General features: G+C 63.9%; 11 protein-coding genes. 4 read left to right on the top strand and 7 right to left on the bottom strand.

The window, feature by feature from the left end; all coding sequences use genetic code 11:
* Nucleotides 1-53: 53 nt before the first annotated feature.
* The gene (locus HYH07_RS02340) at nt 54-860 is read left to right on the top strand and encodes an SDR family NAD(P)-dependent oxidoreductase (RefSeq protein ID WP_220000948.1); all 807 of its coding nucleotides are present in this window, start codon (nt 54-56) and stop codon (nt 858-860) included.
* A gap of 9 nt (nt 861-869) precedes the next feature.
* Here the strand turns inward: HYH07_RS02340 and HYH07_RS02335 are convergent, their stop codons facing one another.
* The 4 genes from HYH07_RS02335 to HYH07_RS02320 are packed head-to-tail and all read right to left on the bottom strand — an operon-like array spanning nt 870 to nt 5,148.
* Entirely contained in the window at nt 870-1,568 is a 699-nt protein-coding gene (locus HYH07_RS02335) for a substrate-binding domain-containing protein (protein ID WP_220000947.1), read from the bottom strand.
* Nucleotides 1,565-3,694 (bottom strand): xanthine dehydrogenase family protein molybdopterin-binding subunit, encoded by a 2,130-nt coding sequence (locus HYH07_RS02330; RefSeq protein ID WP_220000946.1) that lies wholly within the window; start codon nt 3,692-3,694, stop codon nt 1,565-1,567. Before HYH07_RS02330 ends, HYH07_RS02335 begins: the two co-directional genes overlap by 4 nt.
* Nucleotides 3,691-4,161, bottom strand: a complete 471-nt coding sequence (locus HYH07_RS02325; protein ID WP_220000945.1) for a (2Fe-2S)-binding protein — start codon at nt 4,159-4,161, stop codon at nt 3,691-3,693. The genes HYH07_RS02330 and HYH07_RS02325 overlap by 4 nt, the downstream gene beginning before the upstream one ends.
* Nucleotides 4,162-4,173: 12 nt before the next feature.
* Nucleotides 4,174-5,148 (bottom strand): tripartite tricarboxylate transporter substrate binding protein, encoded by a 975-nt coding sequence (locus HYH07_RS02320; RefSeq protein WP_220000944.1) that lies wholly within the window; start codon nt 5,146-5,148, stop codon nt 4,174-4,176.
* A gap of 233 nt (nt 5,149-5,381) precedes the next feature.
* On the opposite strand from HYH07_RS02320, the gene HYH07_RS02315 reads away from it, so the two are divergent.
* From HYH07_RS02315 to HYH07_RS02305, 3 genes are all read left to right on the top strand, one after another.
* Nucleotides 5,382-7,472 carry a molybdopterin oxidoreductase family protein gene (locus HYH07_RS02315; protein ID WP_220000943.1) on the top strand — a complete coding sequence of 697 codons (2,091 nt, stop codon included), beginning with the start codon at nt 5,382-5,384 and terminating at the stop codon, nt 7,470-7,472.
* Nucleotides 7,473-7,582: 110 nt separating this feature from the next.
* Nucleotides 7,583-8,365, top strand: a complete 783-nt coding sequence (locus HYH07_RS02310; protein ID WP_220000942.1) for an enoyl-CoA hydratase/isomerase family protein — start codon at nt 7,583-7,585, stop codon at nt 8,363-8,365.
* Between the two features lie 625 nt (nt 8,366-8,990).
* Entirely contained in the window at nt 8,991-10,430 is a 1,440-nt protein-coding gene (locus HYH07_RS02305) for a hypothetical protein (protein ID WP_228749173.1), read from the top strand.
* A gap of 408 nt (nt 10,431-10,838) precedes the next feature.
* Here the strand turns inward: HYH07_RS02305 and HYH07_RS02300 are convergent, their stop codons facing one another.
* From HYH07_RS02300 to HYH07_RS02290, 3 genes are all read right to left on the bottom strand, one after another.
* On the bottom strand, nt 10,839-11,534 hold the full coding sequence (locus tag HYH07_RS02300) for a class I SAM-dependent methyltransferase (RefSeq protein WP_220000940.1): 696 nt from the start codon (nt 11,532-11,534) through the stop codon (nt 10,839-10,841).
* A 314-nt stretch (nt 11,535-11,848) separates the two neighbouring features.
* The gene (locus HYH07_RS02295) at nt 11,849-12,277 is read right to left on the bottom strand and encodes a heme-binding protein (RefSeq protein ID WP_220000939.1); all 429 of its coding nucleotides are present in this window, start codon (nt 12,275-12,277) and stop codon (nt 11,849-11,851) included.
* Nucleotides 12,270-15,245 carry an FAD-binding and (Fe-S)-binding domain-containing protein gene (locus tag HYH07_RS02290; RefSeq protein WP_220000938.1) on the bottom strand — a complete coding sequence of 992 codons (2,976 nt, stop codon included), beginning with the start codon at nt 15,243-15,245 and terminating at the stop codon, nt 12,270-12,272. The genes HYH07_RS02295 and HYH07_RS02290 overlap by 8 nt, the downstream gene beginning before the upstream one ends.
* Nucleotides 15,246-15,251: the final 6 nt, after the last annotated feature.

Raw genomic sequence — 15,251 nt, 5'->3', positions numbered from 1 at the left:
CGGCGAACCGCGCTTGCGATAGTTTGCGTCACAGCAACAGGGAGAATCTGTCCGTGACTGATTATCGCAAGCTCTTCGATCTCACCGGCAAGACCGCCGTGGTGCTTGGCGCCGCATCAGGCATCGGCAAATCGTCGGCCGAGGCAATGGCGGGGCTCGGCGCCCGCGTCGTCTGCGCCGATCGCGCGCTTGAGGCGGCAGAGGCGACGGCTGCGGGCATTCGCGACACGGGTGGCTGGGCCGAGGCGGCAAACTGCGATGCTTCGAGCGCTATTGACGTCAATGCGCTCGCCAAGTTCGTGATGCAGAAATTTTCCCGGCTCGACATCGCCGTGACGACGCCCGGGCTCAACATCCGCAAGACCATCCTCGACTACACCGAGGAGGATCTCGACCGCGTCCTCAACCTCAACGTCAAGGGCACGGTCCGGTTCTTCCAGGCGTTCGGCCGCATCATGATCGAGCAGAAGGGAGGCAGCATCATCGCCTGCTCCTCGGTGCGTGCGGTAACCATCGAGCCGGGCCTTGGAATCTACGGCTCGACCAAGGCGGCGATCGGTTTGCTGGTGAAGGGCTTTGCCTCCGAGGTCGGCCATGCCGGCGTGCGCGTCAACGCGATTGCACCGAGCATCGTCGAGACTGCGCTGACCAGCCCGTTCAAGCAGCGGCCCGACATCTACAATCTCTACGCTGGCCACACCGTGTTCAACCGCTGGAGCAGCGCCGACGAAGTCGCCACGGCCGTTGCCTATCTCGCCTCGGATGCCGCGAGCTATGTCAGCGGCAGCACGCTGTTCGTCGACGGTGGCTGGACCGGGATCGACGGCCCGCCGACCGGTCTCACCCAGCTGCACAAATAAGCCCCGTTTCTAGCTCGCAAAACCCATGCGCTCGCGCAGGTCCCTCTGTTCTGCGCCGGTCAGCAGCGCGATCAGCGCGGCCGCCTCCTTCGGATGCACCGCCCGCGCGGCGATGCCGGCCGTGTACATCGTCACCAGCTCGCATCCCGGCGGCAGCGAACCCGATAGCGCAATGCCGTCGGTCGCGATGATCTCGGTCGCCTGCGTGCATCCGATCGGCCGCGCGGCGGTGGACATCGCCAGCTCGCGCATCGCCGTTGCGCCGTTCGGAAATATCCTCAGGCGCGGCGTGACCTCATAGGCGATGCCGAGCTGATCCAGCACTTTTGCAACGTGTTGGCCCGCGGTGGAAGCCTTGGTATCAGGAACGTAGATGGCGTCTGCGGACCTCAGGACGTCGCGCAAATCGGCCTCCGTCTTCGCGGTCACCTTGGGGTCGCGGCGGCGGACCGCCAACGCGGTCTCGACCCGGCCGACATCGGAGATCGAGGAGGGCGCCACAAGCTTCTCCGCGGCAAGCTTAGCAAGCAGAGCCTGCGTCAGGATCACGAGGTCCGCAGGCGTGCTTGCGCGCAGCTTGTCCGCCATCACGCCGACCGCGCCGAATTCGCCGTCGATGCCAAAGCCGGTCTGTGCCCTGAAGGCCTCGGCAAGGCCGCGCACCAGACCCTGCGCCGCACCGCCGCTCAAAATGATCACTGTCGTCACGATGCAAGCTCCATGGCTGCGACGATCCTGTCGCGCGTGATCGGAAGGTCGCGCACGCGCACGCCGAGGCCATCATGAACCGCATTCGCGATCGCTGCCGTCACCGGCCCGTGTGCGGCCTCGCCGGCGCCGGCCGGCTCGACGTCCGGCCGCTGGATGATCTCGACATCCACGGCCGGGACCTCGCTGAAGGTGAGGATCGGGTAGTCCGCCCACGAGGTCGAGGTAATGTGGCTCGGATCGAAGCGGACGCGCTCCTTCAGCACCCAGCTCGTCGCCTGGATCGCGCCGCCTTCGATCTGGTTGATGACGCCATCAGGATTGATGGCCTCGCCGGCGTCGATCGCAAGCGTCAGCCGTCTCACGCGGATGTCGTCGCTGGCTTCGATCTCGGCAATCGCCGCGCAATAAGCGCCGGTGTTCTTGTAGCGGGCAAAGCCGACGCCGTAGCCGATGCCGGATTGCTTCTGCGGTTTCCAGCCTGCGCGACGTGCGACGGCGCGGATGACCTCACGGGCCCGCTCGTCGCGGAGATGTCGCAGGCGGAATGCGATCGGGTCTTCACCGCGCAGGACCGCGATCTCGTCGAGCAGGGATTCGATCGCGAACACGTTACCCTGCGCGCCGAGGGTCCGCAGCGCCGAGGTGCGCACCGGCATGGTCAGCAGGCGATGGCTGGTAATGGTCCAGGCCGGAAAGTCGTAGAGCGGGACGGAGTTGCGATCCCCGCCGCCGCCATTGGCGGGCGGCGGATTTGTGGAGATCAGGCGTGGATAGGGATTGGCGATCTCGCTTGCTGCCAACAGTGCGGGCTGGTCCGCGCGTCCAGGCCGTGCTGTATGGCCATTGCTCCAGATCGCATGGCGCCAGCCGACGATCTCGTTGTCGGCATCGAGATCGGCTTCGATCTCGATGGCCATCGCGGCACCAAACGGTGCGTGGAACATCTCGTCGTGGCGCGACCACTGCACCCGCACCGGACGGCCACTGGCGGCTCTTGCCAGCAGCACGGCATCGAGCGCGACGTCGTCGGCAGCATTGTGCCCATAGCAGCCGGCGCCTTCCATGTGCTCGACGACGATGTTCTCGGCCGGCAGCTTGAGCACGATCGCGAGGTCAGCGCGGAGCAGATAGATGCCCTGGCTGTGCGTCCAGACATGGACACGGTCGCCGTCCCAACGCGCCATCGCGCAGGACGGCGCGATCGAGGCATGCGCGACGTAAGGGCGGGTATATTGCCGGCGGAGCGTACGTGCAGCTTTTGTCGCAGCCGCCCTCCTGGTGTCGATGATTGTTGTCTCGATCGGTTGGCTTCTCAGGAAACCAGCCAGATCGTTCTCATCCGGGAGCGGCTCCCCCGGCGACCATGTCGCGTCCTTGCGCAGGGCTTTCAGCGCGGCTTCAGCCGCAGCCTCGCTGTCGGCGACGACGCCGGCAAAGCCGCCGTCGCGGACGATCGCGACGAGGCCGGAAACGTTGCGTGCGCGTACCTCGTCGAGCCCGGTCAATCTGGCGCCCGAGACGTTCGGCCGCAGCGCGCGCCCGTGCACCAGCTCAGGCAGAGCATGATCATGGATGAAGCGCGGTCGCGCGAATACCTTGTCGGGAATGTCGACGCGGTGGATGGAATGCCCGGCGACGCTGCGCGCAGCGGCGGACTTGGTGACAGCGCCCGCGGTCGCATCGTGATCGAGCGAGACGTCGCCTGCAAGCTCCCAATAGCTGGTCATGACATTGCCGGGGCCGGAGATCATGCCATCCTCGACACCGAGCAGCGCCGCATCCAGGCCGAGACGTTCCGACGCTGCTGCGAGAAAGCACAGGCGCACCTCGGCGCAGACGTGGCGCAGTGCGCGGCCGGATTGCTGGATCGACAGGCTGCCGGAGGTGACGCCTTCGTTCGGGCTCGCGGCCGTCGAGGCGCGGATCATCTCGATACGGCCGATCTCGACGTCGAGTTCGTCCGCCGCGATTTGCGCCAGCGCCGTGACGATGCCCTGGCCGATTTCGACCTTGCCGGGTGAGATCGCGACCCGGCCTTCGGCGGTGAACCGCACCCAGGACGACAGTCTTGGGTTGGCGGCAAGGCTCTGCGGCAGTTTCGGGCTGGGAGGCGGCGCGCTCATGATGTCGCCATTTCCGATGCCGCGCGCAGCACGGCGCGGACCATGCGGTTATGCGACCCGCAGCGACACAAATTGCGATCGAGCGCCGCTCTGACCTCCGCTTCCGTCGGCGATGGATTGCCGTTCAGGAGCGCTGCCGCGCTGATCAGGATGCCCGGGACGCAATAGCCGCATTGCATCGCTTGTTCGGAGATGAAGGCGCGTTGCAACGGATGCGGCCGGTCTGCCGTGCCGAGACCCTCCGGCGTAACGACGGTCTTGTCGGCCACCGTCCACATCGGCATATCGCAGGACGTCATCGCGTGACCGCCGACCATCACATAGCAGGCTCCGCATTCGCCGGCGCCGCAGCCGAAATGCGCACCGGTGATGCCAAGCGGGCCACGCAGCACGTCGAGCAGCGTCTGGTCCGGATCGACATCGACTGCCACCGTCGCGCCATTGAGCTGAAATTGAATGGTGGGCATGACCTGCTAGCCTCAGGACTTGTTGAACTTCTTGACGACATCGGCCCATTTCGCGATGTCGCCACGCAGGAATTTTGCGAACTCCGCTGGTGTCATCGACATCGGCACGGCACCTTGCTCCTTCCAGAGCTTGACGATGTCGGGCCGTTTCACCATTGCGTTCACGGCTGAGTTGAGCGTCTCGATGACGCCCTCGGGCGTGCCTGCTGGGGCCATCAGGCCGAGCCAGATCGTCGCTTCGTAGCCGGGAAGGCCAGCTTCGCCGGCGGTCGGCACGTTCGGCAGCACCGCGGAGCGCTGCTGGCCGGTGGTCGCGAGTGCGCGGACCTGGTTCTCGCCAATGTTCGGCGCCATCGCCGGCACTGCGTCGATCATCATCTGTACCTGGCCGCCGATCACGCCGCTGCGGGCCTCGCCGCTGTTGCGGTAGGGGACGTGGACGATGTCGGTGCCGGCCATGGCTTTGAACAACTCGCCGGCCATGTGATAGGGCGTGCCCTGCCCGGAAGAGGCGTAGTTGAGCTTGCCGGGCTGCGCCTTGGCGAGGGCGATGAACTCGGCAAGCGTCTTCACCGGGACTTGCGGGTTCACCACAATGACGAGATCGGAAGAATTCAACGGCGCGATTGGTGCGAGATCGCGCATCAGATCGTATTTGCGCTGCTCGGCCGTCAGCAGCGATTCATTCGCGGTCTGGGTGTTGGACATCATCAGCAAGGTATAGCCGTCGGGCGGCGACTTCGCGGCCTCGACGGTGCCGATGATGCCGCCCGCGCCGGTGCGGTTCTCGACCACAAAGGGCTGGCCGAAGCGCTCCTGCAGCGCCTGGCCGATCAGCCGGGCAGCGACGTCAGCCGGTCCGCCCGCGCCGAACGGCACGACGATGCGGACCGCGTGGGCGGGATAATCCTGTGCCGGCGACGGGCTTGCGAAGAATGCGGCGAACAGGCCAGCGGCCAGCGCCAGCGAAATGTATCGGGCCGTCACCCCCACCTCCCTGAACTCGCTTTTGTTTGATGGTACTGTAGAGGGAGCGGAGGTGGACTGTCGACGCCTCACAAAGTCGATTTGATTGGGAATATCGGGCCGTTTTCGGTGGTCCGCCCGGCGTTTCGCGGTCGCGGCGGGAACAGGCCGCGCGCGGGCTTTGAGCATTTTGCATGGGCATTGCCGGATAAATGCCCTCGGCTCGCAGGTGTTTTGATGATACGAAATTACCCATGAACCAGCACGCCACGGTCGAGATCCGCCATTCCACCTGTCCGCATGATTGCCCGTCGGCTTGCGCGCTCGATGTCGAGGTGGTCGAAGGCCGCAGCATCGGCCGCGTTCGTGGTTCGAAAAAGCAGACTTACACGGCCGGCGTGGTTTGCGCCAAGGTCGCTCGCTATGCCGAGCGCATCCATCATCCTGAAAGGCTGATGTATCCGATGCGCCGCACCGGACCGAAGGGCTCCGGCCAGTTCGCGCGGATCTCCTGGGACGAGGCGCTCGACGAGATCGCCGATCGCTTCAACCAGGCCGAGCGCGAGTTCGGCGCGGAGTCGATCTGGCCTTATTACTACGCCGGCACGATGGGCCTGGTGATGCGCGACGGCCTCAACCGTCTCACCCATGTGAAAAAATATTCGCGCTTCTACCAGACCATCTGCGCCAATGTCGGACGCATCGGCTTTGCGATCGGTACCGGCAAGATCGCCGGCGTCGATCCGCGCGAGATGGCGCTGTCCGATCTCGTCGTGATCTGGGGCACCAACCCCGTCAATACCCAGGTCAACGTGATGACGCATGCCTCACGTGCGCGAAAGGAGCGCGGCGCGCGGATCGCGGCTGTCGATATCTACGACAACGAGACCATGAAGCAGGCTGATATCAAGATCCTGCTGCGGCCCGGCACCGACGGCGCGTTTGCTTGCGGCGTGATGCATGTGCTGTTTCGCGATGGCTACGCCGACCGCGCCTACATGGACAAGTACACCGACTGCCCCGCCGAGCTCGAAGCGCATTTAAAGTCGCGCACCCCGGAATGGGCCTCCGCCATCTGCGGCGTGCCGGTTGCGGAGATCGAGGCCTTTGCCAAGGCCGTCGGTGAGACCAAGCGGACCTTCTTCCGTCTCGGCTATGGCTTCACGCGTTCGCGCAACGGCGCGACACAGATGCATGCGGCGAACTGTATTCCCGCTGTAACCGGCGCCTGGCAATATGAAGGCGGCGGCGCCTTCTTCAACAATTACGCGCTTTGGCACTTCAACGAATCCATCATCGAGGGCCATGACGCCCTCGACAAGACTGTTCGCGCGCTCGACCAGTCGCAGATCGGTCGCATCCTTACCGGCGATGCCGAGGCTTTGCTTGGCAAGGGTCCGGTCAAGGCGATGCTGATCCAGAACACCAATCCGATGACGGTGGCGCCGGAGCAGGCGCTGGTACGGCAGGGCTTTGCGCGCGAGGATCTGTTCGTCGCGGTGCATGAGCAGTTCATGACCGAGACAGCGCTGATGGCCGACATCGTGCTGCCGGCGACGATGTTCATGGAACATGACGACCTCTATTACGGCGGCGGCCACCAGCACATCTCGATCGGACCCAAGCTGATCGATCCGCCCGGCGAGTGCCGCTCCAACCATCAGGTGTTGCAGGCGCTGGCGCCGCGGCTTGGCGCGGAGCATCCGGGCTTCGAGATGACGCCGCGCAAGTTGATCGACGCGACCTTGAGGCTCAGCAACCACGGCGACATCGGCACCCTCGAGGCCGATCTCTGGCGCGATCTGCAGCCGGATTTTCGTACCTCGCACTATCTCGACGGCTTCGCTCACCCCGACAAGAAATTCCACTTCAAGGCCGATTGGGCGCATCCGCCGTTCGGCCAGACCATGGGCGATTTCGACAAGATGCCCTCGCTGCCGGACCATTGGGCTGTGATCGAGCACACCGATCAGGCTCATCCGTTCCGGCTCGCGACCAGCCCGTCGCGCAGCTTCCTCAACACCACCTTCAACGAGACCCCGTCCTCGCAGGCGCGCGAGGGCAAAGCGAGCGTGATGATCCACCCTTCGGATGCCGCCGCGCTTGACATCGCCGACGGCGATGCCGTGACGCTGGGGAACACACGCGGCGAGACCACGTTGATCGCGGTGCTGTTCGATGGTGTGCGGCGCGGCGTGCTGATCGCGGAATCCGTGCATCCGAACAAAAACCATATCGGCGGCCGCGGCATCAACACGCTGACCGGCGCCGATACGATCGCGCCGATCGGCGGCGCGGCGTTTCACGACAACAAGGTCTGGATCAGGAAAGCGGCTGTGGCCTGAGCGCGCAATTTGTGTCGAGGCGCTAAGTCGGTGCGGCCTGACAGATTGCCCTTGCACCGCACGCCGAAGCTGCCGCAAATGGCCGCAACCTGGAGCAAGGATCAAGCGTCATGACCGACACCACAGCCGTTATCACCGAGAAGCGCGGCCAGGCGTTCTGGATCACCATCAACCGGCCGGAGAAGCGCAATGCGCTGAACGGCGATGTGATCGCCGGCATCGCGCGCGGTTATCGCGACGCGCATGACGACAAGGACGTTCGCGTCATCGTGCTGACCGGCGCGGGCGACAAGGCGTTTTGCGCCGGCGCCGATTTGCAGAATTCCGGCGCGGCTTTCGCGATGGATTATTCCCGGCCCAATGTCGACTACGCCGATCTGTTGCGCCTGTCGCAGGACGCGACCAAGCCGGCGATCGCGCGCGTCGGCGGCGTCTGCATGGCGGGCGGCATGGGCCTCTTATGCATGACCGACATGGCGGTTGCGGCGGATCATGTCATCTTCGGCCTGCCGGAGGTGAAGGTCGGCGTGTTTCCGATGCAGGTGCTGAGTCTGTTGCAGGACATCGCACCGCGACGTCTCGTCAACGAATGGGCGCTGACCGGCGAACCGTTCGACGCGGAGGCGGCACGCGATGCGGGCCTGCTCAACTACGTCGTGCCCACGGCCGAGCTGGATACCAAGGTCGACTGGCTGATCGGCCGCATCGTCGACAAATCTCCGACCGCGATCCGCCGTGGCAAATACGCCATGCGTGCCATCGCGTCCATGTCGTTCGACGAAAGCATCGCCTACACCGAAAGCCAGATCGCGCTGCTGGCGATGACCGAGGACGCGAAGGAAGGGTTGAAGGCGTTCAGTGAGAAGCGCAGGCCGACCTGGTCCGGGAGATAATAACTAGCCCGGGCAGCCGTCTCGGCAAGATCGTTGCTTCAGCATGCGGCTGCGCCATTGGAGAGCCAACTGGCTTGCACGCGGGCGAAAGTTCATTTTGCTCTTACGCCGTATCCTTTCGATGGTCTGCCGGTCGGCTGACTCGCGAAAGCTCTCCAGGTCATCAGAAGGGCCGCCAGTGTGAACTAGCGGCCACGAACTCGCGCTGACACTGGCTCATCCAAATCTACTCTGGCACGGCGGGACCGCAATTTCTTAATGCTGGGTTAAAGTCCGCGCCATTGCCCGACGCGCCGCGCCCGGGCGTGAGGCCGCGCGTTTTTCCTCGAAGCTCGGTGAGCCGTGTATTTCCTTCGAAGACCATTGGCAGGCTCTGTTACCCGCCTGATCTCTTTGTCTCTGCCGGCATCTCAGGCCTGGTGCTTCCATCCACCCGGTATCCTCGCTCGGAAGTTGTCTAGTTCTTGGCGTCTTTCTCCGTTGATGATCTGTGGGCTTCTCCGGGTTGGCCGATCGACTCGAGCAGTTCGGGAACAACTTTCTTAATCTTTTTGGCCGAGAAAGCCGGCGCGCAATGGTTGCGTGCTAACGGTGGAACTACTCGAGAATGTACCGGCATTGGACTATGGTCGCAACGATTCTCGTGTCTGCCGTGGTGGTCCAGATACCGTTAGTGCTCAACGCGGACCTGGGGTGGCTGCTTACCGTGAATGAAATGATTCTCGCCGGGCAAAAGCTTGGCGCTGATCTTTTCGAGTCTAACCCGCCGCTGTCGGTCTACATGTACATGCCTGCGGCGTGGCTTGGGCGATCAACTGGTGTGGCGCCCGAGCTTGTCGTGATCTTTTTGGTTATCGTCGAGATCGTCGTGGCGCTCGTTGTGATCGAGAGCGCAAACGTGGCGGCCAAATTGGAAGCTGGAGAGAGATCTGTCTTCTTGCGGTCGTTTGCATTCCTGCTCGCGCTGCTCCCGGGCGCCGTATTCGGGCAACGCGAACATATCGCGGTCGTTGCGCTCACCCCTTTCGTCGCCGTCGCGGCGCTGCGCTGGCGCGGTCTTTGTCCCGGACGCGCCGCCGCCGTCGCGGGATTGGGCGCGGGCCTGGCGATGAGCATCAAACCCTTCTTTGCGCTGGTGGTCGGGCTTCCGATCATCGCCAATGTCGTCCGCCAGCGCTCGCTCAGGCCGTTGCTTATCCCAGAAGCGCTCAGCGCCGCAATCGTCGTCATCGGTTACGCGGTGGTCGTCGCGACCGTCTTTGACGAATATCTCTCCGTCTATGCCCCGATGGTGGCCGAGGCTTATCTCCCGGTCAGGAAGGAGTTTGGCAGCCTGCTTCCTCTGCCGATCGCCATGATCGGCGGCTCGATCGTGTTCCTGCGCCTGTTGGCTCCGCGGCAATTCAGGGTGGCGGGCGATGCAACCCCATGGCTGGCCGCGTCGGTTGGGGGAGCCGCAAGCTTCCTGCTTCAAGGCAAGAGCTGGCCCTACATGGCTTTCGGGCTCTCCGTGTTTGCCATCGCGGCGCCGCTACTGCAGGTCCGCACCACCACATTGAGGAAGTCAGCGGCGATCGGTGGCGCTGCGTCAATGGTTCTCATCGCGGCCTATCTGTCTTCGCCGCCCCCCGATTTTCCGCCGCTGGCGGAGCGAATTCAGGCGCTTGTGAAGCATCCGCGGTTGCTAACTATCACCGACCACATCGGTCTGGGACATCCGCTTGTGCGCGAACTCGACGGAGTTTGGGTGGGGCGTTCCTGCGCGGAACTCTTGGCTGGCGGCGCAATCTGGCGCGAACAAGATCCGCAATTGAGTGACGATGCTCGAGCAAGGTTGGATAACATTGCATCCTTTGAAAAACGTCAACTGCTGACGAGCTTGAGGATCGGGCGTCCAGATGTAGTTCTGGTAGACACTTATCTGTTCAGCACGATTCCTTTCGATTGGTTGTCTTGGGCGAAATCGGACCCTGAAATACGAGCTGAACTAGGCCGTTTCCATGAAGTTAAGGGTGTCGGGCGAGTTCGAATATTCGTCAGCGAATCACAGCCGCCAGGAGCCTGAACGCTTCCAACTGCCCGCAGTACTGCGCGCCTTTCGACGCGATCGCAAGAATTGCCAGATCGGCAAATGGTGTGGCTCGTCTCGCGGCCATGCGCCTCGTGCGCGTCGGCCCCAATGCCGCTCCTTTCCCTTCGGGTTAAACTCGGGGACGTAGTGAGGGATCAAGGCCCGCGCAACGCCGACGCGGGCAAATATCATCCGACCGCCTGTCAGCCACCAAATCAGCGCCTCCATAGCTGCTTGCCATTCGGGCGCGGCGTACGCCTTCCGCGGCAACGACGCGATGTACTCGCCGGCATCCGGAGGTTACCCAGCTTGCGGCTGGACACCCCTATCGGATCCTCAAAAGGCGCCTCCAGCCCTTGGTCATGTGCTTTCCTGGGTTTTGGGCTACTTTACGTGAAGGCTTCACTCTGTCCTCGATCGACCTTTCAGCGTCCTAACAATCGGCACGAGCCATGGCATTCGTGCGGCGATGCGATGTTTCAAGGGGAGCATAAGCTCGCCACGCGCCGCTCTAAATGCTCGATCCGGATAATGTCGTCGCTTTCCGCTGCAACGTGTCGTCGTCAGCACCTGCGCTGAAGCGTCGATGGTATGGACGACGTTGGCGAAGCCGTCTTGGCACCACTCGTCGACGGCTTTCGATACTCCTGGTGTGTCGGGGTTCAGGTAGTCGTGGAAGACTACCGGGGTGTTAGGAGCCAGCAGTGTAGACAGCTCGGCAAGGTCAGCCAAGACGCCCTCGTAAGTGTGATCACCGTCGATGAACGCCAGCGTCGGAGTGATAGGAAACTTTGCCCGGAACTCGGGCAATGTCCCGTGGAAGAACAGCGCGCGGTTCGCAAGCCCGCGCTTTCGCAGCAGCTCATAAGCGAGCAGCCTGGCTGCCGGGTTGATATCTATACTGAAGAATTGCGCCTTGCTGACGCGGACGCCTCGCCGTCTGGCGGCCCCGCTCGTTAACACGGTAGCTGATCGGCCTCGGAATGTTCCAACTTCCAGGATGACATCGCCGAAATCACGAGCGAGATCATAGAGTAGCTGCGTCTCTCCGGGCATCAACCATCCTTCGATGTCGCGCGTCTGCTCGTAGATGCTCAACTTCCTGCACTCCTTGGCGACAACAGCCAGATATACAACTTTTCGGTGTGCCGTCCAAGAGCCATCCGATCTTCACGCCGGCGCGCGGTTTGGCGTTTATGGACTTGAAATCTTTCTCCCGTTTGCGGCAACAGCGGCCACAACGAGGTCGTTTAATGGGCAGCAGATTAGCTCTCGCCTGACATTCGTTTTGCAGGCTGAATATATGCCAATTATGGAGGGAGCTCCGCCCATCATCGGATCTCAGACATAACGTAGTCGCTGCACTTCTGCAGCAGACTGTCGCTGTGTTTCGCGATCGACGTTGAGGACAGCTACCCCGCGTTGGCCTTCAGCCCCGCCGCCTGGATACCGGCGACCGCGCAGGCCTCGTCATTGTCCGACGTATCGCCGGAGATGCCGACGGCGCCGAGCAGCGTCGTGCCGTCCATGATCAGCACGCCGCCGGGGACCGGGACCAGCGCGCCCCTGGCGATCGTATTCACGGCGTCGATGAAATAGGGCTGCTCCTGCGCGCGCTGGAACAGGGCGCGCGAGCCGAGGCCCATGGCGAGCGCGCCATAGGCCTTGCCGTGGGCGATCTCGGCACGCATCAAGCTGGTGCCGTCCTGCGCCGCGGCGATCTTGAGCACGCCGCGTGCGTCGAGGACGGTGACGACGAGCGGCTTGAGCTTGAGTTCACTCGCCTTGGCGAACGCGGCGTCGAGGATTTTTCGAGCGGTGTCGAGCGTGAGATCAGCCATGGCTGGGTTCCTTTGCAGCTGGAGACGTGGAATTGGTGCCGGCGCGATCGAGGCTCATCGCCAGCACGCGGGCGACGTGAAGCGCCTCGCGGCCTGCGCCGTCGTGGATCTGGTGGCGGCAGGAGGTGCCGTCGGCGACGACGAGTGTGGACGGATCGGTCTTCCGCACGGCCGGTAGCAGCGACAGCTCGGCCATCTCGATCGAGGCGTCATAGGTGTCGGCGCCATAGCCGAACGCGCCGGCCATGCCGCAGCAGCTCGACTCGATGGTCTTGACCTCAAGGCCGGGGACGAGGCGCAACACTTGCTCGACAGGTTTGAAGGCACCGAACGATTTTTGATGGCAATGGCCGTGGACCACGGCCTTGTCGGCGACGCTGCCGAGCGGCAATTGCAGCCGGCCGGCTTCGGCCTCGCGCACCAAAAATTCCTCGAAAGTCAGCGCATGCGCGCCGACGGCCTGGGCATCGTTGTCCGTGCGCAGGGAAGCAAGTTCGTCGCGCAGCGTCAGCAGGCAGCTCGGCTCGAGGCCGACGATCGGCACTCCACGGGTCGCAAACGGCGCGAAAGCCGCGACCAGACGGTCGAGCTCGGACCGGGCTTCGTCGACGAGACCGGCGGAGAGGAACGTGCGGCCGCAGCAGAGCGGGCGGCTGCCGCTAGCGGACTTGGGCAGGTGCACGCGATAGCCGCCGGCCGTCAGCACGCGCAGGGCGGCGTCGAGGTTTTCGCGTTCATAAATGCGATTGAAGGTGTCGGCGAAAAGAACAACCTCACGGCCGCCCTCCGGCCCGGCCGTTTCGGCGGGCGACACGAAGATGTCGCTGCGGAAGGCGGGCAGGGCGCGGCGGGCGCTGATGCCGGCAAAGCGTTCGAACAGCTTTCGCAGCAGCGGACTCTGGTTGCGCAAATTCGCCAGCGGCGCGAAGCGCGCGGCGAGGCCGGCATAGCGCGGGAGGTAGCCGACCAGGCGATCGCGCAGTGTCAGGCCGTGCGAGGCGGCGCGTGCAGCCAGCACCTCGATCTTCATCTTGGCCATATCGACGCCGGTTGGACATTCATGGCGGCAGGCCTTGCAGGAGACGCAGAGTTTCAGTGTCTCCATCATCTCGTCGGACGCAAGCGCATCGGGGCCCAGTTGGCCTGAGATCGCGAGCCGCAAGCTGTTGGCCCGGCCGCGCGTGACGTCCTTCTCGTTGCGCGTGGCGCGGTAGGACGGGCACATCACGCCGCCCTCGAGCTTGCGGCAGGCGCCGTTGTTGTTGCACATCTCGACCGCGCCCTGGAAACCGTCGCCGGAGCCGGGATAAGCGGACCAGTCGAGCTTCGTCTTGAGCTCGCCAACGCGATAGTCGGGCCTGAAGCGGAACAGCGAGCGGTCGTCCATCTTCGGTGTGTCGACGATCTTGCCGGGATTGAGCACGCCTTCAGGGTCGAAGCGCTTCTTCACCTCGCGGAAGTCGGCGACGAGGCGCTCGCCAAACATGATCTCGTGGAATTCCGAGCGCACAATGCCGTCGCCATGCTCGCCGGAATGCGAGCCCTTGTATTCGCGCACCAGCGCGAAGGCCTCCTCGGCGATGGCGCGCATCGCCTTGACGTCTTTTTCGAGCTTGAGGTTCAACACCGGGCGCACGTGCAGGCAGCCTTCGGAGGCATGCGCATACATGGTGCCGCTGGTGCCGTGCTTCGCGAACACCTCGTTCAGCCGCGCCGTGTAGTCGGCGAGATGCGGCAGCGGCACGGCGCAGTCCTCGACGAAGGAGACCGGCTTACCCTCCTGCTTCATCGACATCATGACGTTGAGACCGGCGGCGCGGAAATCGGCGATGCCGCTCTGCAGCGCGGGTTCGGTGATCTCGACCACGCCGCCCCATTTGCGCGTGTCGTTATTCCAGCCGAAGCCGAGATCGCCCATCAGCTCGGTGAGCTGCTTGAGACGCGCGAGATTATCCGCCTGGTCCTCTTCGGCGAACTCGACGACCAGCACGGCGGCAGGATCGCCCTTGATCGCTGCGTTGATGATCGGCTTGAACATCGCGATGTCGCGGCCGAGCGCGATCATGGTGCGGTCGACCAGCTCGACAGCAATCGGCTTCAGCTTGACCAGATGCTGGGCCGCATCCATCGCCTCGTAGAAGCTGCCGAAATGGCAAACGCCGAGCGCCTTGTTGCGGATGACAGGCCACAGCTTCAGTTCAACCTTGGTGGTGAAGGCGAGGGTGCCTTCGGAGCCGACCAGCAGATGCGCCATGTTGTTGGGCGCGTTGCGCGGCGCCAGGGCATCGAGATTGTAGCCGCCGACGCGGCGCTGCACTTTTGGGAAGCGCGCGGCGATCTCGTCGGCTTCGCGCGCGCCGAGATCGAGCATGTCGCGGAACAGAGTGCGCACGTTATCGTTGGCATTTGCGTCGGAGAGATCGCGCGACACCTCACCAAAACGGCTCAGCGTGCCGTCGGCGAGCGAAGCCTCCAGCGACAGCGTGTTGTCGCGCATGGTGCCGTAGCGCAAGCTACGGCCGCCGCAGGAATTGTTGCCGGCCATGCCGCCGATGGTGGCGCGCGAGGCGGTGGAGACGTCGACCGGAAACCAGAGGCCGTGCTGTTTGAGCTGACGGTTGAGGTCGTCGAGCACGATGCCGGGCTCGACCACGCAGGTCCGGCCGGCGACGTCGAGCGACAGGATCTTGTTGAGGTGCTTTGAGAGATCGACCACGAGCCCGTCATTGACGGTCTGGCCGCATTGCGAGGTGCCGCCGCCGCGCGGGGTGACCTTCACCCCTTCGTCGCGCGCGATCGCCAGCGCGCGTAGCGCCTCATCCATCGTCTTGGGGACGACCGCGGCCTTGGGCATGATCTGGTAGAAAGAGGCGTCGGTGGCGTAGCGGCCGCGGCTAAAGCGATCGAACAGGACGTCGCCGGTGATCTCCGCGCGCAGGCGTCGTTCGAGCGAGGAGGCGTCTGTCATCCCTGG

It is taken from the genome of Bradyrhizobium sp. BR 10261 (genome assembly GCF_019455395.1).
Taxonomy (GTDB): domain Bacteria; phylum Pseudomonadota; class Alphaproteobacteria; order Rhizobiales; family Xanthobacteraceae; genus Bradyrhizobium; species Bradyrhizobium manausense.
This window is presented reverse-complemented; position numbering and strand designations above follow the sequence as displayed.

Excerpts from the sequence above, each read along its gene's own strand:
- HYH07_RS02330 (WP_220000946.1), bottom strand. The coding sequence starts at position 3,694 with ATGAGCGCGCCGCCTCCCAGCCCGAAACTGCCGCAGAGCCTTGCCGCC.
- HYH07_RS02325 (WP_220000945.1), bottom strand. The coding sequence starts at position 4,161 with ATGCCCACCATTCAATTTCAGCTCAATGGCGCGACGGTGGCAGTCGAT.
- HYH07_RS02315 (WP_220000943.1), top strand. The coding sequence starts at position 5,382 with ATGAACCAGCACGCCACGGTCGAGATCCGCCATTCCACCTGTCCGCAT.
- HYH07_RS02310 (WP_220000942.1), top strand. The coding sequence starts at position 7,583 with ATGACCGACACCACAGCCGTTATCACCGAGAAGCGCGGCCAGGCGTTC.
- HYH07_RS02305 (WP_228749173.1), top strand. The coding sequence starts at position 8,991 with ATGGTCGCAACGATTCTCGTGTCTGCCGTGGTGGTCCAGATACCGTTA.
- HYH07_RS02295 (WP_220000939.1), bottom strand. The coding sequence starts at position 12,277 with ATGGCTGATCTCACGCTCGACACCGCTCGAAAAATCCTCGACGCCGCG.
- HYH07_RS02290 (WP_220000938.1), bottom strand. The coding sequence starts at position 15,245 with ATGACAGACGCCTCCTCGCTCGAACGACGCCTGCGCGCGGAGATCACC.